This window comes from Acidicapsa ligni, assembly GCF_025685655.1.
GTDB classification, from domain to species: domain Bacteria; phylum Acidobacteriota; class Terriglobia; order Terriglobales; family Acidobacteriaceae; genus Acidicapsa; species Acidicapsa ligni.
On record NZ_JAGSYG010000009.1, the window covers coordinates 71,627 to 96,302 of the forward strand.

The 24,676-nt window shown below is 56.0% G+C and carries 24 protein-coding genes; 13 read left to right on the plus strand and 11 right to left on the minus strand.

The genetic code is table 11. The annotated features are described in order from the left end of the window. Window positions 1-32 precede the first annotated feature (32 nt). From OHL19_RS21885 to OHL19_RS21895, 3 genes are all read right to left on the minus strand, one after another. Window positions 33-1,373, minus strand: a complete 1,341-nt coding sequence (locus OHL19_RS21885; protein WP_263359975.1) for a hypothetical protein — start codon at window positions 1,371-1,373, stop codon at window positions 33-35. Window positions 1,374-1,499: 126 nt separating this feature from the next. Then, on the minus strand, window positions 1,500-4,196 hold the full coding sequence (locus OHL19_RS21890; RefSeq protein WP_263359976.1) for an ABC transporter permease: 2,697 nt from the start codon (window positions 4,194-4,196) through the stop codon (window positions 1,500-1,502). Beyond that, window positions 4,193-4,558 carry a PadR family transcriptional regulator gene (locus tag OHL19_RS21895; RefSeq protein ID WP_263359977.1) on the minus strand — a complete coding sequence of 122 codons (366 nt, stop codon included), beginning with the start codon at window positions 4,556-4,558 and terminating at the stop codon, window positions 4,193-4,195. Before OHL19_RS21895 ends, OHL19_RS21890 begins: the two co-directional genes overlap by 4 nt. Window positions 4,559-4,788: 230 nt before the next feature. On the opposite strand from OHL19_RS21895, the gene aroE reads away from it, so the two are divergent. From aroE to OHL19_RS21910, 3 genes are all read left to right on the plus strand, one after another. Then, window positions 4,789-6,369, plus strand: coding sequence for a shikimate dehydrogenase (aroE, locus tag OHL19_RS21900; RefSeq protein ID WP_263359978.1), 1,581 nt, complete (start codon window positions 4,789-4,791; stop codon window positions 6,367-6,369). A gap of 125 nt (window positions 6,370-6,494) precedes the next feature. After that, window positions 6,495-7,385 carry a hypothetical protein gene (locus tag OHL19_RS21905; protein WP_263359979.1) on the plus strand — a complete coding sequence of 297 codons (891 nt, stop codon included), beginning with the start codon at window positions 6,495-6,497 and terminating at the stop codon, window positions 7,383-7,385. Window positions 7,386-7,898: 513 nt separating this feature from the next. Further along, the gene (locus OHL19_RS21910; protein WP_263359980.1) at window positions 7,899-8,726 is read left to right on the plus strand and encodes a GvpL/GvpF family gas vesicle protein; all 828 of its coding nucleotides are present in this window, start codon (window positions 7,899-7,901) and stop codon (window positions 8,724-8,726) included. A 110-nt stretch (window positions 8,727-8,836) separates the two neighbouring features. Here OHL19_RS21910 and pgsA read toward each other — a convergent pair whose 3' ends face one another. Continuing rightward, window positions 8,837-9,481 carry a CDP-diacylglycerol--glycerol-3-phosphate 3-phosphatidyltransferase gene (gene pgsA / locus OHL19_RS21915; RefSeq protein ID WP_263359981.1) on the minus strand — a complete coding sequence of 215 codons (645 nt, stop codon included), beginning with the start codon at window positions 9,479-9,481 and terminating at the stop codon, window positions 8,837-8,839. Window positions 9,482-9,626: 145 nt separating this feature from the next. After that, on the minus strand, window positions 9,627-11,507 hold the full coding sequence (locus tag OHL19_RS21920) for an FAD-dependent oxidoreductase (RefSeq protein ID WP_263359982.1): 1,881 nt from the start codon (window positions 11,505-11,507) through the stop codon (window positions 9,627-9,629). Between the two features lie 221 nt (window positions 11,508-11,728). On the opposite strand from OHL19_RS21920, the gene OHL19_RS21925 reads away from it, so the two are divergent. Continuing rightward, window positions 11,729-12,493, plus strand: coding sequence for a hypothetical protein (locus OHL19_RS21925; protein WP_263359983.1), 765 nt, complete (start codon window positions 11,729-11,731; stop codon window positions 12,491-12,493). A 67-nt stretch (window positions 12,494-12,560) separates the two neighbouring features. On the opposite strand, the gene OHL19_RS21930 is transcribed toward OHL19_RS21925, so the two are convergent. Then, entirely contained in the window at window positions 12,561-13,829 is a 1,269-nt protein-coding gene (locus OHL19_RS21930; protein WP_263359984.1) for a Glu/Leu/Phe/Val family dehydrogenase, read from the minus strand. 413 nt (window positions 13,830-14,242) lie between these two features. Next, a complete protein-coding gene (locus OHL19_RS21935; RefSeq protein ID WP_263359985.1) occupies window positions 14,243-15,241 on the minus strand; it encodes a Nif3-like dinuclear metal center hexameric protein in 999 nt (332 codons plus the stop codon). A 100-nt stretch (window positions 15,242-15,341) separates the two neighbouring features. On the opposite strand from OHL19_RS21935, the gene trpE reads away from it, so the two are divergent. Continuing rightward, window positions 15,342-16,868 (plus strand): anthranilate synthase component I, encoded by a 1,527-nt coding sequence (gene trpE / locus OHL19_RS21940; RefSeq protein WP_263359986.1) that lies wholly within the window; start codon window positions 15,342-15,344, stop codon window positions 16,866-16,868. Window positions 16,869-16,893: 25 nt separating this feature from the next. On the opposite strand, the gene OHL19_RS21945 is transcribed toward trpE, so the two are convergent. Together OHL19_RS21945 and OHL19_RS21950 are read right to left on the minus strand one after the other, a co-directional pair. Then, window positions 16,894-17,853: a hypothetical protein gene (locus OHL19_RS21945; RefSeq protein WP_263359987.1), complete on the minus strand. Its 960-nt coding sequence runs from the start codon at window positions 17,851-17,853 to the stop codon at window positions 16,894-16,896. Window positions 17,854-17,871: 18 nt separating this feature from the next. After that, a complete protein-coding gene (locus OHL19_RS21950) occupies window positions 17,872-18,447 on the minus strand; it encodes an anthranilate synthase component II (RefSeq protein ID WP_263359988.1) in 576 nt (191 codons plus the stop codon). 290 nt (window positions 18,448-18,737) lie between these two features. Between OHL19_RS21950 and OHL19_RS21955 the strand changes: the two genes are divergently transcribed. From OHL19_RS21955 to OHL19_RS21980, 6 genes are all read left to right on the plus strand, one after another. Next, window positions 18,738-19,037 (plus strand): RcnB family protein, encoded by a 300-nt coding sequence (locus OHL19_RS21955; RefSeq protein WP_263359989.1) that lies wholly within the window; start codon window positions 18,738-18,740, stop codon window positions 19,035-19,037. 193 nt (window positions 19,038-19,230) lie between these two features. Beyond that, entirely contained in the window at window positions 19,231-19,791 is a 561-nt protein-coding gene (gene efp / locus OHL19_RS21960; protein WP_263359990.1) for an elongation factor P, read from the plus strand. A gap of 6 nt (window positions 19,792-19,797) precedes the next feature. After that, on the plus strand, window positions 19,798-20,205 hold the full coding sequence (locus OHL19_RS21965; RefSeq protein WP_263359991.1) for a HEPN domain-containing protein: 408 nt from the start codon (window positions 19,798-19,800) through the stop codon (window positions 20,203-20,205). Then, the gene (locus OHL19_RS21970; protein ID WP_263359992.1) at window positions 20,184-20,567 is read left to right on the plus strand and encodes a hypothetical protein; all 384 of its coding nucleotides are present in this window, start codon (window positions 20,184-20,186) and stop codon (window positions 20,565-20,567) included. The genes OHL19_RS21965 and OHL19_RS21970 overlap by 22 nt, the downstream gene beginning before the upstream one ends. A 291-nt stretch (window positions 20,568-20,858) precedes the next feature. Then, the gene (locus OHL19_RS21975; protein ID WP_263359993.1) at window positions 20,859-21,140 is read left to right on the plus strand and encodes an acylphosphatase; all 282 of its coding nucleotides are present in this window, start codon (window positions 20,859-20,861) and stop codon (window positions 21,138-21,140) included. Window positions 21,141-21,272: 132 nt separating this feature from the next. Beyond that, the gene (locus tag OHL19_RS21980; RefSeq protein ID WP_263359994.1) at window positions 21,273-21,812 is read left to right on the plus strand and encodes an adenine phosphoribosyltransferase; all 540 of its coding nucleotides are present in this window, start codon (window positions 21,273-21,275) and stop codon (window positions 21,810-21,812) included. Between the two features lie 178 nt (window positions 21,813-21,990). Here the strand turns inward: OHL19_RS21980 and OHL19_RS21985 are convergent, their stop codons facing one another. Further along, a complete protein-coding gene (locus OHL19_RS21985; protein WP_263359995.1) occupies window positions 21,991-22,263 on the minus strand; it encodes a hypothetical protein in 273 nt (90 codons plus the stop codon). Between the two features lie 159 nt (window positions 22,264-22,422). On the opposite strand from OHL19_RS21985, the gene OHL19_RS21990 reads away from it, so the two are divergent. Then, complete coding sequence (locus OHL19_RS21990; RefSeq protein ID WP_263359996.1) at window positions 22,423-22,932, plus strand: hypothetical protein; 510 nt, start codon at window positions 22,423-22,425, stop codon at window positions 22,930-22,932. Between the two features lie 87 nt (window positions 22,933-23,019). Here OHL19_RS21990 and OHL19_RS21995 read toward each other — a convergent pair whose 3' ends face one another. Then, window positions 23,020-24,093 (minus strand): hypothetical protein, encoded by a 1,074-nt coding sequence (locus OHL19_RS21995; RefSeq protein ID WP_263359997.1) that lies wholly within the window; start codon window positions 24,091-24,093, stop codon window positions 23,020-23,022. 199 nt (window positions 24,094-24,292) lie between these two features. On the opposite strand from OHL19_RS21995, the gene OHL19_RS22000 reads away from it, so the two are divergent. After that, window positions 24,293-24,646 carry a phage holin family protein gene (locus tag OHL19_RS22000; RefSeq protein ID WP_263359998.1) on the plus strand — a complete coding sequence of 118 codons (354 nt, stop codon included), beginning with the start codon at window positions 24,293-24,295 and terminating at the stop codon, window positions 24,644-24,646. Window positions 24,647-24,676: the final 30 nt, after the last annotated feature.

The window sequence follows — 24,676 nt, forward strand, 5'->3', positions numbered from 1 at the left end:
GAATCTGCTTCTGCAGTTACCCCAAAAGCAGCCTACCTCCCCGAATCAGCACCACCCGACGAAAGAATCGCCCGCCCCGAAGCAATCCGGTTAACCACTTCCCCCACAAAACCATGCGGATCAAGCGCATTCGTAGGCAGCACCCCAATAAACCGAATACGTCCGTCTGTATCCGTCACAACACCCAGCGGATAATCATCCGCACCGAATACTCCCGGAGTGTCTGGAGAAACAATAAGCGTCGGCGTTCCGATAAGCTCCTTCTCATTCGCATCCAAAAAATTCCAATCGTGCGGAGCCTTGGCAGAGCTCTCCTTGCCGTCCTCAAACACCAGCCCATACGCATAAACCTTGCTCTCTGCCTGCCTGATAGCAAGACTGGAGAGCGGCTTCATCATCTTGTGGCATTGAGCGCACCAGTCAGGAAAAAGCAACAGAACCGTGAGACTCCCGCGAACCTGGTTGATCTTCGCCTTCGCTGCAGGATTCAACAGCGATTTGTATACATCTATCGACGGAATTTGCGCTCCGAGAAAAGCATAACGTTTGTCCACCGCAGTAATGAGTATCCGGTCCTCAACTCCAACCGTCCCCAACTTCGCCATAGCCGCCTTCAAATCCGCAATGGTCGCGTCAGCATCTTGATCCCTACCCGCATAGCGCTGCAAAAACGCCACCTGCATGATGGATTCATAAAACATCCCCACGCTGGTCAAATCGTTCCCATGTATCTCCGGCAGAGGAACACCCTTAGCCAGCGCCTCCATCAAAAATGGCCGATGCTCCACAGCCAATGAAAGTGCCGCCGGATCGAGGCTCTCCTCAAGATATGTCGTCAGATAACCGACCGATTCCGCCACCACCGCATCATAGGGTAGCTTCTGCAGCATCTCTCTCGCGGTCTCTACTCCGTGCTCGCTGTCTCCCATGTGAATGAGCGCATTGATACTCATCGCATATGCCCGCGCACGATGCGTTTCGTCCCCGCTGGCGATATATTTCACCGCTATCGTATGTGTGGCATTCCACTCCTGCCCCAACGCGCAAAGCCGCCCCAGATCGTAAAGATCGTCACCCGAATAATCCTCAGGCTTCGCTTGCTCACAAGCGATCTTTGCCTTGCGCATACCGGTAGCAAACGCAGCAAGCTCCGGGTCCGACCAGTTATCTAACGAATCTCGCACAACATCCAGCGGATGCATCGCTTCTTTATAAACATCCCCAGGCCGCCGCAAACTACCTGCTTCCGCAGTAGAAGCAGGCTGGGCAATCTGAGCCTGTACCGGCTGCGTCTGTACCGGCTGAGTCTGCACAGGCTGCATCGTTTGCGCAGCCTGCCCAAACGATGCAGTAGCCACACTCAACCCAGCCATAACAAGGCTTCTAACCCAGATATTCCAAATCCGATTTTCAATCACGCACAAGCCTCGCACTCGCAGTCTCTTACCGCAATGCCCACGCTGCTTTTATGCATAGCCGCCGCATCGATTCCGCCGCGCTTATTCCGTTCGCAACGCCTTCATCGGATCGACGCTCGCAGCCCGGCGAGCAGGCAGCCAAGATGCCGCAAGCCCACCGATCAGCAGCATCAGAGTAACAGCAGCCATCGTCCATGGATCATTAGACTTCACTTCATAAAGAAAAGTCTTAAGCCCCTGCGTGGCCACATACGCAAGCCCCAATCCTGCGCTCAACCCAGCCACCAGCATCCATCCAGCCTGCCGCAGCACCAGCCACATCACATTCGACCGCTGAGCACCCAGCGCAATGCGCAAGCCCATCTCGCGCGTACGCTGTGCAACAAGATAAGCAAGCAATCCATAGATACCGGCGATGCATAACAACAGCGCCGAACCAGCAAAAATCTCCAGCAGCTTTGCCGCCAGCGCCTGGTCGCCAAAGGAGTCTTCAACAACCTGATCCATCGTAGTAAAGTTGCTGTCAGCCAGGTCGGGACTGGCCGCACGCATCACCTTCCGAAGCTCCGGCACCATCACGGAAGGACTGAGATCCGTGCGAACAGCAAGGTCCATCTCTACGCCTTCAGCAAATTTGTAGAAGTCGCTATCCGGTGCGAGTTGTGAAATGCAAACTTCAATCTCCGGCTTGGATGGATCGGCCACATTCACCTGCCGCTCATCATCCAGAATGCCTTGGACCGTCGTGTCCCGTTTGGAGTCAAGGCTAAGCAGATGCTCACCGATCATCTTCCCCGGATCACGATCGTCACCAAAATAGGCCTTCACAAATGCACGGTTGACGATAACGATCGCCTGCGAAGTTGCCGTATCCTGCTCGTTAAAGAAACGCCCGCGTACCATGTGGAAGCCGAAGACTTTCTGCATCTCCGGACCAACCGCTCGAAACTGCGCTTTCAAGTCGCGCTTACGCACATCAGCGGCGCTCTTGCCTTCGACTCCCAACGTGAAGATCATCCCATATGTCTTGCCCAGCGGCACTTCTGTCATAAGCGATGCGCTCTGCACTCCCGGCAATTGCTTCACGCGATCCACCAATGGCTGATAGAAACCCGTAGTCATATTCGTACCCGTGAACTTGTACGAAGGAATCGTCATGTTGGCAACCAGGATGTGATCCGTTCTGAACCCCAGCGGCACATGCTTGAGCGCATAGATCGTTCTCAATAACAAACCGCAGCCCACCAGCAGCGTGAGCGATAAAGCAATCTCCGTAATGACCAGCACCGCGCGCGTACGATGTTTCGTTTGACCTGTTCCCTGCAAAGATCCCTGGCGCAACGCAGGCTCAATCTCCGCTCGCGCTGCGCCTATCGCAGGCCACACACAAACGAGCAAGGAACTGACAATCGTAAGCACCAGCAAACCCGCAAGAACAGTGATATCCGGCGTCAGCGTCTCGTGAATGCTGAATTGCATGGTCAATGCATGCTCGAAAATCTTGAGTATGCCTACCGCTAATCCAAGGCCAAGCAGGGAACCGCACCCACTCAGCAGCAGTCCCTCAATCAACAGTTGCTGCACAATTTGCCAGCGGCTCGCACCAAGCGCACCGCGAACGGCAATTTCACGCCGCCTCGAAGTGGCCCGAGCCAGCATCAGGCTCGTAACGTTCAGGCATGCTATCAACCACAACAATCCCGATGCGCCAAACAAAGCCAGCAAAGCCTTCTGAACTTTGCTATCGGTAAGTGATTCGGAGTAACTCTTTACTTCGATTGAACTAACATCTTCCCGGTCGTAAGAATCGGTATAAGCCCTGGCAATATCAGGCTGTATAGCCTTGAGTTCCGCATCCGCCTGCTTGAGTGTGGCCTGTGGCTGTAATCGAGCAATTGTCTGGTAAGTCGGGCTAACGTTGCGTTCTCGCGTAGCGTCCTTTGCTCCAAGCACGATTGGAGTCCACACCATCGGCAAAGATCTCTCGACTGGAAAAACAAAACTCCGCGGCATCACCCCGATCACAGTGAACGCCTCTCCACGCAGGTGAACAACTTTGCCCACAATGCCCGGATCGGCTCCATAATCCGTACGCCATGCATCATCACTCAGCATCAGGGAATGCGCATCGTCCGCTTTAACCCCGCCACTCGCCGGGTCCTGCTGAAAATCGCGGCCCAGCACCGGATGCACACCCAGCACAGGAAAGAGACTGCCGCCAATCTCCGTACTCAAAACATGCGAGTCCCCATTCTTGCCTTCAAGAAAAGATATGCGTTTCCCCGCCGTCTGATAAAAAGCGATCTGGCTGAAAGCATGACCGCGCTTCTGCCACTGCTCAATATCGAGGTATGGACTGCCGTATTGCACCGCGCCGCGCTTGCCCAACTCCAGAATCTGCACCAGTCGATTTGCATGTGGATACGGCAACGTCTGCAACAACACCCGGTCTACAACCGTAAACATCGCGCAGGTCGCACCCACACCGACCGCCAGCGTGAGAACGACAGTGATCGAAAACCCCGGCGACCGCCTCAGCACGCGAACCGCATAACGAAGGTTCTGCCCAAGCCGCTCCAGCCGATTCCATCGCCAGTGATCATGCGTCACATCGCGCACCAGTGCCACGTTGCCAAACTCGTGCCGCGCCGCAGCCTCCGCTTCTGCACGAGTCTCTCCACGCTCCATCCGCGCCAGCACATCCATGCGAATGTGCGTCTGAATCTCTTCCTCCAACTCGTCCTTACGGCGTTCGAATATCCGCGAAATCCAGTTCATGCCTCTTCTCCTCCAGGCTCGCCATGCATGATGGAACCGATCACCTCAACCATCTGCTGCCACCGGCTCAGATCGGAAGCAAGCTGTTCCCTGCCCGCTCGGGTAAGGCTGTAGAATCGCGCACGCTGCTTGCTCTCCGTCTGCTTCCACTCCGACTCGACCCACCCCTGCCGCTCCAGCCGATGCAGCGCCGGATAGAGCGAACCCGTCTCCAGTTGCAGCACCTCGCCCGACTGCGTGCGCAGAGCCTGCACAATGCCATACCCATGCGAAGGCCCCCATTGCAGCGTGCGCAATATGAGCATGTCCAAAGTGCCTTGCAGAAGTTCAATGCGGTTCTTGTAATTGCTTCGTCCGATCATGATGTAGCCACTCTACTCCCAAGGCATGTAGAACGTCTACCCCCTATTCTGAAACCGCAGCAGACTCCGCCAACGGCATATTTTGATGGCAAATTGAATAAAGTTTTTCCAGGCAAATGAAACAGCAATGCTCCAGACCGGTCGCGTGACATAGACTGTACTGTCATCGCTACCTTGATGACTGGACTTGCTTTACAGCCGAGAGCGTTTTAAGATGCCGCAATTGCACCATGCCGAATAATCCATCCAATACGTCTGCCGCCTACCTCCGATCCCGCGTGGGAAGAGTTTGTGTCTCCCTGCAGGCGACCACCGTTCCCGAACTACTGGAACGCGCCGAAGTAGCTATGGCCGAATCTTCCTTCCTCGAATTTCGCCTGGACGCGCTTCATCACATGGAAAAACACTCCACCGTGATCACGTCCCTCAAAACTATCGCGAAGTTCCTGTCCGCGCATCCGCAGATCGTGGCCATTGCCACCTGCCGGCGGAAGCCTTTCGGCGGTAGCTTCACCGGAACCACCCTGGAAGAGCTGGAAGTGCTCACCCGCGCCTCCGAAGCCGGCTTCGCCCTGCTGGACATGGAGATTGAGTCCGCCGAAGAAGCCGAACGCGGCCTCTTCAATACCCTGCGCGAGGCCTGGCTTGAGTCGGGAGCCGCGCTGATGATCAGCTTCCACGATTTCGCCAAAGGTGTCGACCCGGAGCCGATCTTCGACCGCATTCAGAAATTTGCCCCGGACTACATCAAGATTGTCAGCACCGCGCGAACCCTGACCGACAGCCTCAATCTGCTCCAATGGATGAAGCAGCGATCCGGCGATACGCAGCTCGTAGGCATCGCCATGGGCGAGGCAGGCATTGTCAGCCGCGTACTGAGCCTGCGCACCGGTTCCGCCTTCACCTTTGGCGCCGCACCCGTCGGCGACCCCACCGCGCCCGGCCAGATGACCGCGCGGATGCTCAAAGAACTCTACCGCATCGAAGATCTCGACCAGGCAACCAAGATCTACGGAGTCGCAGGCAATCCCATCGCCCACTCGCTCTCGCCGCTCATGCAGAACACCGCCTTCCGCCGCGAACGCGTCAACGCCGTCTACCTGCCTCTCAAGGTGGAATCGGTAGAAGACTTGCTGGCCGTAATCCGCGGACTGCCCTTGAGTGGACTGAGCGTGACCATGCCGCTCAAGCTGCAACTTCTGCCCTATCTCGCCAATGTAGACCCGCTGACCGCCAAGCTCGGTGCCTGCAACACCATTCGCCTCGGGGCCGACGGCAAGCTCTACGGATTCAACACCGACGTCGCTGGAATCATCCGCCCACTCGAAAAACGGCTGCCACTCAAAGGAGCCCGCGTACTCGTTCTCGGCGCAGGCGGCGCAGCACGGGCTGCTGTCTTCGGCCTGGTCGAAAAAGGCGCCGATGTCTCCGTATGGAGCAGAAATGAAGTCAAAGCCAACGATCTCGCCGCAGCCGCGCGAGCCAAAGCCATCTCCCGCAAGGTAATCGCCGCCAGCGCCTTTGATGTGATGATCAACGCCACGCCCTGCGGCATGCACGGCAGTTCCCACGAACTGCCCCTCGAACCCGAAGAGTGGAAAGCAAGGCTGGTCTTCGACCTGGTCTACAACCCACTCGATACGCCCCTGTTGCAACTGGCCCGCAAGCGCGGCTTTGCCACCATCCAGGGCGTCGAGATGTTCGTCCAGCAGGGCGCCCGGCAGTTCGAGCTCTGGACAGGTAAGGCCGCTCCCGAGGCCGAGATGCAGCGCGTCGTCCTCTTTGCGCTCAACAAAGCTCAGCATCCCTGAAAACCCGCGAGTAGCATGAATCTATCCCGGAACCACCCGGAAACCGCGCCCGATTGGCAACCCACCAGGCGCGGTTTCCTTCGCCGGGCAGCTTTCGTCTATATATTGGAAGGGAAAGGTTTACGATGAGCGATCCGCAGAATCTTGGTTTAGGCGAACTGGGCCAGCGCGTACAAGCGATGAGCGACCCGGCACCCGATCCGCGTCTGCGTCCCTATCAGGGAACTCCGGTACCTATCAGCCCCACCCCTGGCAGCCGCGTCGCGCCGCCCTACGAGTCGTTTGAGGATTTGCGCGTAACGCCGTCACAACCGGCACCCTCTCATCCACCAACACCGCAGGCATCGTCACCGCAGATTCATGCCGTTCCACCACTGGCACAGCCGCTACCGCCGCAGCCAGCTCCCTACATTCCTCACGTCCCCTACACATCCCAGACATCGGATAAGGCACCGTATCAGGCTCCTCATCAAGCCCCATACAGCGCGCCCACCACAGCCCCTGAAGCACCGAAAGCAAATGCTGCCGAAGCAGCAAATATGGCTCCAGTAGACCCCAACGCTCCCAAATCCGGCCTGCAACGTGCACTGGATGCCGTTCGCTCCACCCTGCCGCTGGTTCAAAAACTTCTACCCATGCTGGATGGCAACTTCGCCACCGCCATCAGCTCCCTGGTCGTCCCCCAACTCGGACACCATCCCCCAGCCCATCCACCGCAGCCACCCGTCAACCTGCAGCCCATCGAGCAGGGCCTCGCCGAGCTGCAAGCCGGTCATCGTGACCTCCGCGGCCAGGTACAGGAGCAGGTCACCTCCCTCAAGCGTGTCGAGGATCAGCTGGAACGTGTTCGCGAGGCCACCGACCGCAACACACTCGAACAGCAGGAGCTACTGGAAGATCTGCGCACCGTTGGCGGCCGCGTCAGCACCTTCGCTATCATCGGACTCGTGCTGCTCCTGCTCTCCCTCGCAGTGAACGCCTTTTTCCTCTTCCAACTGCAACACATCCTCCGCTAGAGCACTTCTCCTATCGAAGTATTCTCCGGAGCGGCTGATTGCGTGGCTTTTCATCAGGAAAAGCCACACTTCGCGATTCCCGGCTGGCATATTGCAACGAGAAAATGCTCTAAGACGAGCCCCAGGTATCGGTTACATCATTTTCCGGACCCAGTGATTCGACCCGCTGCGCCCTCTCGCGACTACCGTTCGCTCAAAAAGTAACCAAAATCGGGCACATCTCTCGGTAACCAACGGGATAGCTTTCTCGCCCAAAAATACGTTTACATAATCAATTTACAGTGTTGCGAATACTTCTTTTCACAATACAAAACCAATTTGAAAATTCCTGCCCCCATTTCGAGATTTCAGAATATGAGATATTGCCAGTCGTATTTTCCAGAGGCTAGTATTCGCCATAGTTCCTTCCCTAACTGGGGGTGGACAGAGTTAGATGCAGAAACATCGTTGTTCGATCCCTGAACCTTTGCAAGAAAACGGTGGACACCAACGCCGTTTTATGGAGCGTCACGTATGGCATGGTATGCCTATTGCATCAGTGAGAAACAATCCTTTCCGGAGCTAGCCAGGCATCGCAAACCAATCCCACTTGAATCCGTAGCAGGAATCGGTGGTAATCAGGTTTTCCTCTATCCCGCAAGCGACTTAGCTATCGTCGTCAGCGAGCACAGCCCACACGAACCAGTAAGTCAAAAGTCCGGCGTGGATCATGCGCGAGTTATCGCTGACTGCTTCAAGCAATCGACCGTCTTACCCTTCCGTTTCGGAACCGTATTTCAAGACGACGAAAGTCTCCGTAAGTCGATCCGCTCAAACCAGCGCCAGTTTCAGAGCAATCTGGAACGACTGCATGGCAAGACCGAGATGCATTTGAAGATTCACGTAGACGATTGCTGCCGCGAGTTAGATAAGCACATCCCACTCGAAGGCGTCGGCAAAGAATATCTCTCCAACCTGCGTGAAACTGCAACCCGGCAGCGCGAGCGCCAGACACGCGCGCGAGCCGTCAGCTTCCAGATGCACCGCATGTTCGCTCCGCTGGACGAAGAAGTCAGCTGCCGTCTCACGGAAAGCGGCAAGATGATTCTCGACATCGCTCACCTGATCGATCGCAAGTGCGTCGAACGCTACCAGAACAAATACACCACCACCACCGCCATGATGCGCGAGTGCCAGATGCAGCTCTCTGGTCCCTGGCCCCCGTATCATTTCGTGCATCGCCTCACCCGCGGCGCCCACATCCCTGCTCACGCGCCCGCGCACGCACCGGCAGCGGCGGTTTCAACATCGACAATGCAAACCGCAGAACCGCAGTTACAGCCTGCTCTTGCCTCTGTCTAACATCACCTGACGCAACAGTAAAAAGCCCCGGCATCTGCCGGGGCTTTTTACTGTGCTCTCTTTCAAATCAGTCTTTGAATTCGACCTTTCAATTCGGCCATGAACAGCTACTAGCTCGAAGCACTCCGCCCGCCCTTGCGCGTCAGCACAAAAGCCTTGCGGCGATCATCCGCCGCATAATCAATCTTTCTCCAGAAACCGATGAAGTAATCAATCGCCGAGATAGTCGACACCAGCGTCGCCCAATAAATAGCTGTAACCGCAGTGATATGCACCGGCACCACAAAAATTCCAAAGTCCCACTCATACCAGCGATGCGCCAGAATCGCCGAGACGACAGCAACAATCTGCAGGACAGTTTTGAGCTTGCCAAGATCGCTCGCCTGGATCGTAAATCCCTCTGAGGATGCAATCGAGCGCAGCCCCGAGATCAGGAACTCACGGCTGATGATCACCACCGCAATCCACACCTTCACCACCGACGGATTGTAGGCCACCAGCGCAATGAAAGCAGCCGTCACCATGATCTTGTCGGCCAGTGGATCGAGCAATATGCCCATCGTCGTAATCTGCCCACGCTTACGCGCCAGGTAGCCATCGACGCCATCGGTAATCGAAGCCAGAATGAACAACGCGGACGCAAGCAATTCCTGCTCGCCCGCCGCGCTATGCCAGGGAAAGCGCGGCGAAAGAATCCATAGCAGCAGCGGGATCATCAGGATGCGGCTCAGCGTAATGGAGTTGGGTAGATTCAATGGATGATCTCAGACACAGAAGCAAAAAGGCCCCCTCGCCATAAACGAATTATATGCGCAGGTATTAGCCCATGCTGCCTCACTCGAGACAGAGGCTTGCCTCCATCAACTTAGGCGGTCCATCTACCCCTTTCTTGTGCTTCCCTTATTGCGGCGGAGTAATCACCGCACCATCCCCCAGCAACAGGGTGCTCAACTGGCCGTAGTCTACGTTCTGCACCGTAGTGCCAGCATCGATGGCCAGAGATGCCGCCGCCCCCGCTGCCTGCCCCATAACCATGTACGTCATCTCGATTCGCAAGGATGCGTAGGCCATATGCGATGCCGAAACGTCCACCGACACCAGCAGGTTAGAAACCTCCGCTGCCTGGGGAGTCAACACGCGATAAGAGATAGGATACGAAGGCGGAACAAAACCTGGGTTGTACTCTATATAGACCGATCCGTTGTGATTGAACATGTAGTTCAAATGATCGTCCGCCCCATATCCTCCAACGCCAATAGAGTCTGTAATTGTGGTGTCAAGCTGCAGATCGTTTTGGGTTTCAACATACGGCCCAATCATTCGCCGCGCCTCGCGCACATAAAGCTGCCTGGGCCAGCCACCGTTATCGGTGAACTCATCCTTGCACAGCCCATACCCCTTCACCGCATTCTGGACCGTGACAGGAATGCGCGAATCCGTAGTAAGGAAATAAAGCATTCCCTGCATATAGTGCTTCTGCTCCGCCTCGATCGCCTGACGAACTTCCGGTGATCCATCCGGATAGGTAAAACTCTCGCCAACTTCATCCGTCGAGAAGCCACCCGGAACATTGTCCAGATCGAACTTGTTGTTCGGAATCGGCGCAGGCCCCAGGGCGGAATCAAGGGTGAACCCCGAGCCGTCAACCACCGCCTTTCGGCCCATCAGTTCAAACTCCGCAGGGTCGTAGTTAGCTGGAGCGGCAAATGGAATCTGATTATTGGGATCGGAACTAAGGCACAGGCGATAGCCATAAGCCATCACGGCATCATCCGCACTCCCCGGCGCACCCAGGATAGTCGCAGTCACATGTGGGATCAGACCGCTACCTGGAACCCCCGGAGTAAGATATGGCTCGATCTTAATTCCGCCAAAGCTCATCGGATTCGCAACGCCTGCCAAACTCTCCCCATATTGAGCCGATGATTCTCGTCCAACGATGTAACTTACCTGCGCCTGCGCCATCAGATCGCCGGTATAACTGGCGTCTATATATTCCTTGCCATGGTAAGTATGCCCATCAGCCGTAACCATTCCAGTAATAGTCGATCCCTGCTTTTGGACAGAAGCAGTAGACTCATTCAGAAAAACTGAAATCGCCGGGTAGGCTGCGATCATGGAGTTGAAAATCTGCTCAGCCACGTGGGGTTCAAAATACTGTCCACGATTGCTGAACGGCGCCGCGCCATAGAACGTATTTACCATGCCGAAAAACTTTTTGACCAGTCCCCCTATAGCATTGGTTGCATAGCTGTCGCTGTGTCCAAGACCATTGGTCATCATGCCTCCGACATGACCAGTCGGCTCCAGCAACAGAACCTGCTTGCCGTGTTGAGCAGCCTCGATTGCCGCCATAATTCCCGATGGCGTCGCACCATAGACAATCACATCAACCACGGCCGTGCTGCTTCCCATGCCAGTAAGAGACACCGTCTGCGTCGAATTCAGTGCGCCATCGGTAATTACCAGAGATGCGCTCTGTTGCCCCACAACAGCAGGAGCAAAAGACACCTGCACGCTGCAACTACCAGAGGCCGGAACAGTCGCACCACAACCACTTGTGAACTTGAAGTCGGCCGCACTATCACCCGTGAGAGCAATACTCGCGATGGTCAACGGAATATTACCCGGATTGGTCAACAACACCGTCCGCGCAGCACTCGTGGTCATCGGCAGCACTGTACCAAAATCTTCAATTGCTCCTGAAGTAACCTGTAGTGGAGAGAATCGATAGGATCCACATCCGAATATGGGTAACAACGAGGCCAGAAGAACAGCCATCCAGACAGCACGATAAGTTACAATCCTGTAACACTGAGCCAAGGCATTATTCCTAAAGGTGAATCAAAATTGACAGTAACTTCATTCTACCTGAGAAAGTTTAAAACTCAGATAATCCGATTTATTGCCATAGGTAAGTCAATCCAGTATGCGGAGTCAGTGTACCCATCTCGCGGTGTATAAATCCTCGTAAACTCGCTATCAATCCATAAAGGAGAGTTATGAAAGTAATCTCGACATTTGGACGTATTCTCTTCGCCGCCGCAATCATCGGCTTCGGCATCCAGCATTTCCTCTGCAAGGGAGTAGTCGTGGGCGTCGAATTAGTCCCGCCCTGGCCGCCCTCGCACATCTTCTGGGGCTATCTGATCGCCATCCTGTTATTGCTCTGCGGACTCAGCATCGCCTTCCGAAAAGCAGCGGTAATCGCCGCTCTGCTTCTGGCAATTCTCTTCTTCAACGCAGTTGTCGTTCTCGATCTGCCTAAAGTCCTGGCCAGGGTAATGGATCTGACTGAGCGAACACGATTCTTTGAAAGCCTCTCGCTGGGCGCGGGAGCATTGATCATCGCCGGCGGAGTCGTCATCGGCAGCAGAGGTCTGTCGCGTGCACTTCACATCTGCGCAATGATCGGAAGCTGGCTCTTCGCCATCTCGCTGATCATCTTCGGCACCAGCCATTTCCTGGTGCCTTCATTCATCGCAACGCTCATTCCCAAGTGGATTCAATGGCATCTCTTCTGGGCCTGGTTTACAGGCATCGCCTTCGTCGCCGCTGGAGTCGCCATCCTCCTTCGAAGATATGCCGCCACCGCAGCCTGCATGCTGGGCATCATGTTCCTGGCATGGGTAGCAGTTCTGCACGCACCGCGAATCTACGCGGCACTCCACAGTACAGCAGAATGGAATAGCGGACTCGTAGCGCTCGGCATGGCTGGCTGCTCCTTCGCATTATGCAGCAGCACTGCCGTTCGACGACGCCTGTAACACTCCGCGCAAAATAAAAGCGGGCTGCAATCTGCAGCCCGCTCACAACAAACCTCAACTACAAAAACTACGCGTAGATCCCGCGCTGCTTGATGTTAAAGGCCACGCGATCAATCGCCAGCATATAAGCAGCAATCCGATTATTGACATTGTGAGCCTCTGCATAGCGCACCACATCGTCAAAGCTCTCACGCAGAATTCCCTCTAACTGCTCGATAACTACAGCCTCTTTCCAGAAGTACCCCTGCCTATCCTGCACCCACTCGAAGTAACTGGCAGTTACACCGCCCGAGTTAGCCAGGATATCCGGCACAACGAAGATACGCTTTTCCGCCAGTATCTCGTCGGCCACGGCAGTCGTCGGGCCATTCGCACCCTCGACAATAATCCTGGCCTTGATCCTGTCCGCATTACGGCTGGTAATTACATTCTCTGTAGCCGCCGGGATAAGGATGTCGCACTCCGTCAGCATTACTTCATCTGAAGGCATCGCCTCTGCGTTCCTGAATCCGAGCGTCGTGCCATTGCGCTCCTTATACTCCAGCAGTTGATGAATATCGATGCCGGCCGTGTTGTACAAACCGCCATCGTACTCCGCAATGCCAACGATCTTGTAACCCGCATCCGACATCAGTCTGGCTGTATTGGAGCCCACATTGCCAAAGCCCTGAATAATCACCCGGCAACCCTCGCGCGGCAGATTCAGGTAGCGCAGACTCTCATCACACATCACCATCACGCCGCGCCCCGTCGCTTCACGGCGGCCACGCGAACCGCCAATACTAAGCGGCTTACCCGTCACGACAGAGGTAACAGTCTGGCGCATGTGCATGGAGTAGGTATCCATGATCCAGGCCATCGTCTGCTCGTTCGTGTTTACATCCGGCGCGGGAACGTCCTTCTCCGGTCCGATAAAATCGATGATCTCCGACGTATAGCGGCGCGTCATGCGCTCCAGCTCGCCCTGCGACATATTCTTTGGATCGCAGATTACGCCACCCTTGGCCCCGCCAAAGGGAATGTTCACCACGGCGCACTTCCACGTCATCCAGCTTGCCAGGGCGCGAACTTCATCCAGCGTCACATCCGGCGAGTAGCGAATACCGCCCTTGCCCGGGCCTCGCGCCTGCGAATGCTGAACGCGGTAGCCGGTAAACAACTCAATGCGGCCATCGTCCATCATGACCGGAAAATGCACGATGATCTCTCGCGACGGCGAACTAAGTACCTTCCAAAGGCCTGCATCCAGGTTCAGCTTGCGGGCTGCAAAGTCAAATCGAGCGCTCTGAGCTTCCCAAGGATTGATCTCCTGCTCGAGCGATATGGTCGTTGCCATTGAAATCTTCTCCAATTCTGTGTGCGGCAGGTGCCTTGCGCACCCTCCGCTGACTGCTCCGCTCCAATACCAATCCAATCGGACCGATCAGCAGTATGTCCGAATCAAAAAAGGATTCAGATACATAGTGTTGGACGTAGCAAATCGTTACTCCGGTTCGATAATTCAGAATTACTTTAGCCTTGCTTCACTTAGTTCTCAAAGGCCAAAAGCAATTAGTTCCAGTTAGCCTGGGAACCGATGACTCCAGACCAAACTTCGTGAGTCTAGGCTTCCCATAAAGCGGGAGTCAACCCCACAAAGGTCGATCCCCCTTCCCCACGAAGTGTAAGGAACCAAGGAGCACAACCTTTTCCCGACAGCTTTAGTATCTGCAAAAGTTCGTAAGTTCCGCGCCCTGATTTCCGTGAATTCTAGTGCTTACTCTGCACAGGCAGTCTTTGCGGTGTCCAATAAGGCTCGCCCGCGGGCAGATACTGGATCGGTAATCCGGGAAAAATCGGCTTCAGCCACTTAGCGCAATAGTCCATGCCCGACTCCTCCGAAGTCAGATGCCCTAACAGAATCAGCGCCTTCTTCCGCCCCTGAAGCTGCGCATCGCGTGTATATTCAACCGTCTCCCACTCCGAAGCCTCACCCGCCACCAGCACCTCGACATCATCCCGCTCCAGCGCCTTCACCTGCTTGGCCTCGCCACTCGCCCCGGCCCGATACGCCACCTTGGTGATCTTCAGATTCGGGTCGCCGATAATGCGAACCGACCGTGCATGAAACCGTTTCTGGAGGTCTGCCGCCAGTGCCTGCAAAGTCGTCGGAGGCAGCGTAAAGAAAAATCCCTCCTCAGACGCAGGACCGGGATTTTCATACTTCTTCCATCCCGCCTGATCCACAAAGCCCTCGGCAATCCCATCCGGCTGACGCATGTGCCAGGTATCGTGAAAACGCCAGATCACCAGGTGATGCTCGTTGATATAAGCCAGCTTCTCCTTGTAAACAGGATCGTCGACAAAAAGCGTCCGCTCATCGAGATGGTTATAAAACGTCGGCTCATGGGTCACAATCAGGTTGTCCCCGGCAGCCACCGCCCGGCGCAACACATCCATGCTCGGCGTAAAGGTCGTGGCAATCCCCGTAACCACCGTCGCAGGATCGCCTTCCTTGATTGTGTCCACAGTATTCGCCGGGCGCGTAGCCCCCGTCGCTTGAACAATCTGCTCAATGGCCTGCCCGGCCGTCAGAGGCGCAGGAGCACTCTGCGCACCGGCAACGGACGCTGAGACTACGAAAAGTACAACAGTGGAGGCAAAGTAGCAGGCGACGGATGGAAACATGAATCGCGACATGGCCCAGAGTAACAAATCTCCCCGATCCTCCAGCTTTATACCCTCCAGCTCTACACCGGGAAGCCCCATCGCGCCAGAATCGGCAAGCGGCCTGAAAGTTATTGATCCTTCTTCTTAGCCGTAACAGGACGCCCCTCAACACCCCTTCGCATTTAGACTTGGACTTGTCATGACGCAATCAGACCAGATTCAGCCCAGCCGTAAGGAATTTTTGGCACTAGCCAAAACGCATACTCTCGTCCCAGTCTTCCGCATCCTCACCGCAGACCTGGAAACACCAGTCTCGGCCTTCCTGCGAGCTGCCTGGGAAAGTCCCGAGTGCTTCCTGCTGGAGAGCGTCGAGAACGGCGAAAAGGTCGGCCGCTACACCTTCATCGGGCTCAACCCCTACAAACGCATCGTCTCCCGCGGACGCACCATCACCATCGCGGAAGGCAAGAAGACCGTCGAGATCCAGGGCGATGTATTCGCAGTCCTCCGCGAAGCACTCAGCGGACACAAGCCTGCCCGCGTCCCCGGTATGCCTCCCTTCACCGCCGGGGCAGTCGGCTTCCTCAGCTATGACGTCGTTCGCCAGATTGAACACCTGCCCTCCACAGCGCCCGACGAACTCCACGTTCCCGACGCCTGTCTGCTCTTCTTCGACGAAGTTCTGGCCTTCGACCACGTTCGCAAAGAGATTCACCTGGTCGTAACCGCCGACGTCACCCTGCAATCCCCGGCCGCAGCCTACGCCGACGCAACCAAACGGCTTGCAAAGCTCGAAAAACGGCTCGCCCGGCCATTGCCGGATCTGCCCAAAGTCACCAAAAAGGGCAAGCTCAAGATCGCCCATCGCACCCGCAAAAAGGACTATCTCGCCGCCGTCGAAAAAATCCGTGAATACGTCTCCGCCGGGGACGTATTCCAGACCGTGCTCTCGCAGCGCCTTGACGTGGAGCCCGAAGTTGACCCGTTCGCCGTCTACCGCGCCCTGCGCATCGTGAACCCGTCGCCCTATCTCTACTTCCTGCGCGTAACGCCGGATGGCGTCCCGGCCAAGAAGAAAAAGTCCCCCGGTTCAGGCCGAATTGAAGTAGCTGGCTCGTCGCCCGAGATGCTCGTCCGCGTACAACAGGGCAATGTCGAATACCGCCCCATCGCCGGCACCCGCAAACGCAGCACAGACGAAGCCAAAGACCTCGCCCTCGAACTGGACATGCTCGCCGACGAGAAAGAGCGATCCGAGCACGTAATGCTCGTCGATCTGGGTCGCAACGACGTAGGCCGCGTAAGCGAATTCGGCAGCGTCAAAGTCGACCGCCTCATGTTCGTCGAGCGCTACAGCCACGTCATGCATCTGGTCAGCACCATCCACGGCAAGCTCAAGTCCGAACTAAGCGCCGTCGATGCTCTACGCGCCTGCTTCCCCGCCGGAACACTCTCCGGAGCACCCAAAGTCCGCGCTATGGAGATCATCGAAGAGCTGGAGCCAGCCCGCCGCGGCATCTACGGCGGAGCCATTCTCTACGCCGACTTCTCCGGCAATCTCGACTCCTGCATCACAATCCGCTCCATGGTCGCGCAAGACGGTCAGGGACACATCCAGGCAGGCGCAGGCATCGTCGCCGACTCCGTTCCCGAAGCCGAATATCAGGAGTGTCTCAACAAAGCGCAGGCAGTAATCCGCGCCATCGAACGCGCCCGCGGCAACTAGTCCCCGGTAACTGCTCCCGGCAGCCTCAGCCGCCAAAGATCGTGCGGAAGAAGTGCCCAATGCTGGTGAAGAATCCAGTTCTGGGCTTTGCCTTCGGCGCGACAGGAGCAGGCGGCGCCGCAACCGACTCGGCAGGCTCGATCTTCGCCTTGATCGCATCCGGCTTGCTGCTGTCATAAGAGAGCTGCGCAGTCGCCTGCGCATTCACCGTTCCCGGCGGTCCCACATTCGGCGGAGGCGTAGGCAGCGGAGCCAGCCCCGCGCTCTGCGCCACTGGAAATTCATTCCCCGTAGCCGACGGCATCGGCTCCGGTGGGCACCCGCACGATTCCTTTTCCGAATCGATAACCTCGTTCAGGCTCCCATGCTGGAACATCACCCGCTGGTTCGCCTGCACCCGGTACACCCCGCCATCGAAAACACTCGTGACCGAGACATAAGGCGCATACAGCCCACTGTTATCGACGCAGGTATCGCCGCCCGCACCAAGCCGCACACGAACAGCAGCCACTCCCGGCCCGCTGATCACAATCCGAAAATCCGGCGTCAGAACGATGTCTGAATTCTTACCCGTAGTAAAGTTGCCTTCCAGAGCACCCCGGTCAAGCGCCATCATCAGGCCGGCATGTTCCTCTTCAGCAGCAGGCGGAGTCGCATTATGGGCCGCGCTAATCGGCTGACTCACCGGCGTATTGGAAGCGCTCGCAGGCACACTGGAGTCCGCCGTCAAAGTCACCTTAGTAGTGGAGCATAGCCGCAGATTCCCTCGATGCGGCAGCGTAATCATCACCGGATGCTCACCGGCAGTCACCGTTCCACTGGCCCCGATAATCGCCTTACCCTGCGCCACATCCAACGCACCCGTAAGCTGCACACCCTCAGTCGGAACAATCGCGATAGGTGTATTCTGGGCCACGCCAAAGCGTCCCAAAGCCATCAAGGCAGCAAGAAAACCGATCCGGCCACCGCACTTTGAGAATCGCATCAAGCGTCGCATCCCAACCTACATCTCCAGGAAGTTGCGGATCATCTGGCGGCCACCCTCAGTCAGCACGCTCTCCGGGTGAAACTGAACGCCCTCAATCGGCAACGAACGATGGCGCAGGCCCATGATGATCGATTCCCCAGCCCTGCCCTCCGACCGAGCCGTCACTTCCAACTCCGAGGGCAACCCTTCTTCCGCAACAATCAGCGAGTGGTAACGGGTACAAACCAGAGGAGTAGGCAATCCCGCAAAAATGCCCTTGCCATCATGCGCAACGGAGCTCGTCTTGCCATGCATCAGCTCTGCCGCGCGAACCACCTGCCCGCCAAAAGCCGCGCCAATCGCCTGATGCCCCAGGCAAACACCCAGAATCGGAGCCTTCCCAGCCATGTGCTGAATCAGCGGAATCAGAATCCCGGCATCCTGCGGCGTACAAGGCCCCGGCGAAAGCAAAATCCTGTCAGGACGAAGCGCCTCAACCTCCTCGACCGACAGCTCATCATTGCGCCGAACAGTAATCTGCGCACCCAGCTCCCCCAGGTACTGGACCAGGTTGTAAGTAAACGAATCGTAATTGTCCAGAACAAAGACCATGTTGATTCCAGTGTACCGCCTCCACCGCAACCCAAGCCCAAGCCATATGCAGTAGCAGTAGCACTTGTCCCAGCAGTTACAGTTGTAGTTGTAGCTGCAGTTGCAGTTGTAGCCGCAGTTGCCGTTCTGGCTGTCATTCACGAAGGGAATCTGCTTCTTCCTTTGCCCTCGCCTCTAATCCCCACCCCTAAAAACCCATTCACCACCTTTTAACCATCCTGTTTTCAACAACGCCCCAACAACAAACAACCCCGCCAGCCTAATCCGAATCAAAGTTCCCGGGAGTAACTATGACCAAATTTGGTAAAGCTATCGCATTGTCCGCCCTCGCATTGACCCTCACCGGCAGCTTCGCCATCGCCGAAGATCATCACGATAACCACCACTACGTTCGTCATGACGAATGGAAGAAGGGCGCCCAAATCCGACACGAGGATTGGAACCGTGGCGAAAAGATCGACTACCGCCACTACCACCTCAACGCTCCTCCACGCGGCTATGAATGGCGTCAGGTTGATGGCAACTACGTTCTCGCCGCAGCAGCCACCGGCGTGATCGCATCGGTCGTCATCGCCTCTGAAGCTCACTAAGCCTCCCGCAACAACGCCACAATCAGAACGTCTAAAATGCCGGGATCTCAGGTCCCGGCATTTTTAGTTTCCCCGTTTCATCAAGATTCGCAGAGAACGGAACACACTCCAGATCCCACCCCCGCTGGGCTACAATAAATAAGGGCAAACCCACCTGATTCAGCAATTCAGTAACACCTGTTAGGAGTTTTTTATGGCGATTCCCGCCACACAAATGCGTCCCGGCATGATCATCAAGCACAATGATCAGCTGCACCTTGTCTTTCACGTCGAGCACCGCACCCCAGGCAATCTCCGCGCCTTCATCCAGGCCAAGCTGCGCAACATCAAGACCAACGCGATGTTCGAGCACCGCTTCCGTTCCGCCGACGCCATCGAGCGCGTGATTGTGGACGAAATCGACATGGAGTTTCTCTACAACGACGGCGACGACTATTACTTCATGAACCCCAAAGACTACGAGCAGACTGTGCTGAAGTCCTCTACCCTCGGCGACGCCGTGGAGTACCTGACCGCCAATCTGCAAATCAAAGTCAGCTATTTTGACGGAGTAGCCGTAGGCATCGACCTGCCCATGACCGTCGAGCTGACCGTAGTTGAGACCGAGCCGGGCATCAAGTCCGCGACCGCCTCCAGCGTCACCAAGCCCGCCAAGCTCGAAACCGGCCTGGTCGTCGCTGTCCCGCCCTTCATCAACGAAGGCGAAAAAATCCGCGTAGACACCAGCGAAGGCACCTACCTAAGCCGCGCATAAGGAGCTATGAACCGCACAGATTTTCAACAGCTCGCGAAACTGCGATTCAGTGAAGCCCGGTCCCTCCTGGATTCGGGCTTTCCAGATGGTGCATACTATCTTGCCGGATACTCCGTTGAATGCGCATTGAAAGCTTGCATAGCAAAGCGAACGCAAGAACACGACTTCCCCGACAAGAAGCTGGTTCACGAAAGCCATACGCACAGGCTGACCGATTTGATGAAATTGTCGGAATTGTTTTCCGTGCTTCGTACCGAATCCGATCCAAGACTCCAAAATTGGTGGACAACCGTGCAAGAATGGTCCGAAGAGAGCCGGTATAAACGATGGAACGCCGTCGAAGCAGAGAGACTCTTGGATGCAATTGAGAATCAAATTGGAGGAATTCTTCCATGGATAAAACTGCACTGGTAAGTTTCGACATTGATAACGGGCAACGTGTTATCGATGCCATAGAGAAGTCTGGGATCGTTCCCGAAGTAGCACTATGGGTTGTTTTGCCTGAATATGAAGATTGGCGGCTTGTCATCGCCTCCAAAAGCATCAATCGACTTGCCTCAGATGGAGGTTACGGCGCAATCAACGCTGCCATTCGCGATGCCCACATCCCGCTTTATAGCACACCTACGATTTTCGTACGAGACCTGAATGACCCATTCATCCAGTCTCTTCGATCAGCTTTTGGTCAAACCTCCGATACATACGGAATGCGCTTAGGTGGGCAGAGGTTTGGCAACCAGTATGTGGAAGATGCTTTCGTCTATCGCATTCACTAATTTCGTTCAATCTTTATTCCGGAACAACTTAGGATTCGAACTCCTGCTTCATGCAAGAGCCAGATGAAAAATTACCCCTTAATTAATTCCGGAGCGATGAAACACTCGATTGGAATTAGCGGCGATTAACGATACAAGCCCGGTGGCGATTTTTGTCTACTGCGCCTTCTGCGTATGCGTTCTACATAAGTATGAAGTTCCGGCATCAGGGAACTCAACTACCTTTACCGCAAACAACTCTTGCGCCGCCGCTCTTTCCCTTAGAATTGGCTTCGGAGGTAGCTGCGGTATATGGTGCTTCATTTTATAGTCCGGGGACGAGTCCAGGGAGTAGGCTTTCGCTGGTTCGTCCATCGCGAGGCCAGCGAACTTGAGCTGCGCGGCTGGGTCCGCAACACCGAGGACGGCGAAGTCGAAGTCGTAGTCACCGGGGACGAAGCCGCCCTAACCGAACTCCGCGCCTCTCTCAAACGCGGCCCCCGCGGCAGCCGCGTCGATAAGGTCATCGAGCACACGCTGGTAGAGAGTGAAGGAGCGGACTTGAAAGCCTTCAAAATCGAAGGTGCCTGGTAAAACGCGACACCAGACCGCAAACCCCAAAACACTTATAATTGAGAGATAGAGATCGTCTGAAGTTTTCCTAATTTCTACCTCACACATCTCAAATCTTTCGAACTATTGCCACACTCAGGAGTAACGCGACCCATGGCGGAATCAATCAATGTAGATGCGCTCAAAGCGCTCGTGCGCACCGTACCGGATTTCCCCAAACCGGGCATTCTCTTCTACGACATCACCACCCTGCTCAAGGACCGGACCGGCTTCGCCCAGCTTATTGACGCCCTGGCCGCCCACTACCTCGAACAGAAGATCGATCTGGTCCTCGGCATCGAGGCTCGCGGATTCATCTTCGGACCCGCGCTCGCCTATCGCCTCAACGCCGGATTCGTCCCCGTGCGCAAGCCGCGTAAGTTACCCGCACCCGTAGCCCGCGTCACCTATGACCTGGAGTACGGCTCCGATACCCTGGAGATTCATCTGGACGCCATCCAGCCCGGCCAGCGCGTCCTGCTCGTAGACGATCTGCTCGCCACCGGCGGCACAATGGAAGCCACGCTCAAGCTCGTCAAACAGCTCGGCGGAGAGATCGCCGGACTGGCCTTCGCAGTCGAACTGGACTTCCTCCGCGGACGCGATCGCTTCAAAGATCAGGACGTCTTCAGCCTGCTCCACTACGACGAGTAAACGATATAATTCCTCCAATCATCCTTGGAGTGAATGTGCAGAGTTCAGACCGCCAGCTTGCCTGATTCAGCGTTGTCCTGGGTACTTTTCTGGGACTGATCCCGATTTTTCGGGATGCGAACAATCAGCTAAAGCTGGCGTGCGCATTTTTCATTCTGTTCTTACAGGGAACCGGTCTTCAATACTGGGCCCCAAATTCAACCACCCTCAACCGATCCCCCGCCTTCAAATAACCCTTCCGCCGAAACCAATCCTCCATCGCCGTCTGCAGCCGGTCAAGCGGAACATGCCTCCCAGCCTCCAGCAGCCCATCCGCGACCGGCAGCGTGTCATCGAAGATCGCGTCGTTCGTGAAGTTGCGCATGGCAAAGTTATCGATCCAGTGAATCGGGCAAGGCATCTCCAGCCCGCCCGCATCCACCCGCAGAATCGATAACTTCCGTACAAACATGCTCCTACTTTAAAACACTCGATCTGTCCGTTCTCCGTCCGCTGTCAACGTTGCAGTCCCATCGCACGTCTCTTCCTATGAGCACACGCCGGCACGTTGTTCTCGAACCACCCAAAGGGAATCCCCAAGGGAATAGGGAATGAATAAGGAGCAATGACCATGAAGACCAAATTTCTCTGGAAGACCGCGCTCGCGGCCACCTGCCTGATGTTATGTTCCTACGCCGCAGTTGCACAGGATGGCCCACCGCCGCCCGATGCTGGAGCGTCTCAGGGCGCAGCAGCCCAGGGCGAATCGCGCCACGGAGACCGCATGCCCGACCCCGATCGGCAGCTCAAAGCCCTCACCCGCATCCTGACCCTGACCACCGATCAGCAAACCGGAGTCAAGGCCCTCCTCGACCAACAAAGCGCCCAGATGAAGGCCCTGAGAAATCAGCCCCCGACCGAGCAATCCGCCAACCCCGGCGCCGACCCACGACACGCCCGCATCGAACAAATGGAACGCATCCGCGAAGAAACCAGCACCAAAATTGCCGCCCTGCTCGACGACAACCAGAAGAAACTCTTCGCCGACTGGCAGGCAAAACGTAAAGCCGAGATGGAGCAGCGCCGTGGACGCTCGCAGGACGTTCCCCCACAGCCGCAGCCCGGAGACGGCCCCCAGTAACGCAGCAACGAACTACCGGAATAGAAAAACCGTGCCCTCCAGAGAACCAAAAGTCTCTGGATGGCACGGTTTTTTTATTCCGCCAGCCTACTTCTGATTCGAAACCACGGTCGAAGACTTCTCCGCATCCGCATCCACATGGAACCGCCGATAATCCGAGTCGTGTTCAACAAAGTGCTCGCGCATTCCCTTCACCAGCAGCACACGAGCCTCAATACGACCCTCCGCATCCGTCGGCAGCCATATCTCGCCGTTGATCGGAGCCTGGTCAAAGTAAATACTCGATCCCTTCTGCACATTCGCCAGCAGTCCGCCGCCAATGTGAAAGTTATCCGTAAAGTGCGCTTCAACACGCGCTACCTGGCGATCTTTCTCATCCACCCACATCGTCCCGGCAATCTTCTTTGAAGCATCCTCGGCAAAGCCGTGCGTCTTTGCGTCATGCCGCCCCGCAAAATCGAATCGAATCGTACTTCGCCCCCGAAAACTCTCCCGCCGCGGATTAGAAACCTGCATGATATCCAGCAGTTTGCTCACACTGATCGCCGTATTCGGCCCCTCAACCGGCTGCCCCGGAGGCGTATTCTGCGCCTTCTCCACCAGCTTCGTCACGCGCTCCGTCTCCTTCTGCTGATCGTGATCGCTTAACGGCTTCCCATCCTTCTTGAGTGCGCGATCGATGCGGTGCGTGTTCACAAAAAAAATCTCACCCTCCTCCGTCTCCGTCTTCTTCACCTGCCCGTTGGAGTCGAGTTCCTGCGTCGTCGATTGCGAATGGTATGTGTAATTCTCGCGAACCTTTTCAAGCTGCTTCTGATGATCCATTACCTCCTGCATAAGCTGTCGAATATCCGGAATCGGCGCATCCGCAGCCACTTCGCTCTCTTCAACAGCCGGTGCCTGCACTGGCTTTCTAACTTGTTTTGAAGGATGTTGCGCCGTAGCCTCCACCGCCATCGGCAGCACCAGAATCAACCCCAGCACCAGCCCAACCGCAGTCCCATGTGTCAGTCTCTGTGTCAGCCTTTGTGTCAGCTTGCGAATATCCAGTTCAAGCAAGTTGGCAACCTCTCTACCAGGAGTGGACCAGGCATCGCCCAGTCGAATGTGAATCCAGCCCATTAGCAGTATTGGACGGCCATCGCTGGCTCTCGACATCATACCGGCAAGCGCATCGCTCTACATTTGTTCCCAGGACTACGATTCCTGCACAGTCTGATGCAGACTACGCAGCAATAGTTCCATCCCTGCCGCGCCAGCAATCCATGTAGGCTGTAGATGTATCATCCTACAGATAGTTGCACGGTATCTAAACCGAGACGCCTGAAAACAAACAGGAAGACAAACGGGGATAGACTGAATGATTCGATTGCTTGCAAATTGGATTCTAAGCGCAGTGGCATTGCTCATCGTTTCGCGCGTAGTCACGGGCTTTCATGTGGACACGCTGGGAACCGCGCTCATCGCCGCACTCGTCTTCGGACTGCTGAACGCAACCGTCGGCCTGCTGCTCAAGCTCGTCACACTGCCGCTCACCATCATCACACTCGGCATCTTCCTGCTGGTAGTAAACGCCTTCGTGCTGGAGCTGGCCTCCAACTTCGTCCCCGGCTTCCACATCCGCAGCTTCGGAGCAGCCTTCTGGGGCGCAGCCGTACTCGCTCTACTTCAGATGCTCTTCCGCTTCCTGATCCAAGAGACCGAAGAAGTCTAAACCCACAGGGGAGCCGTAGAAGAAATATTG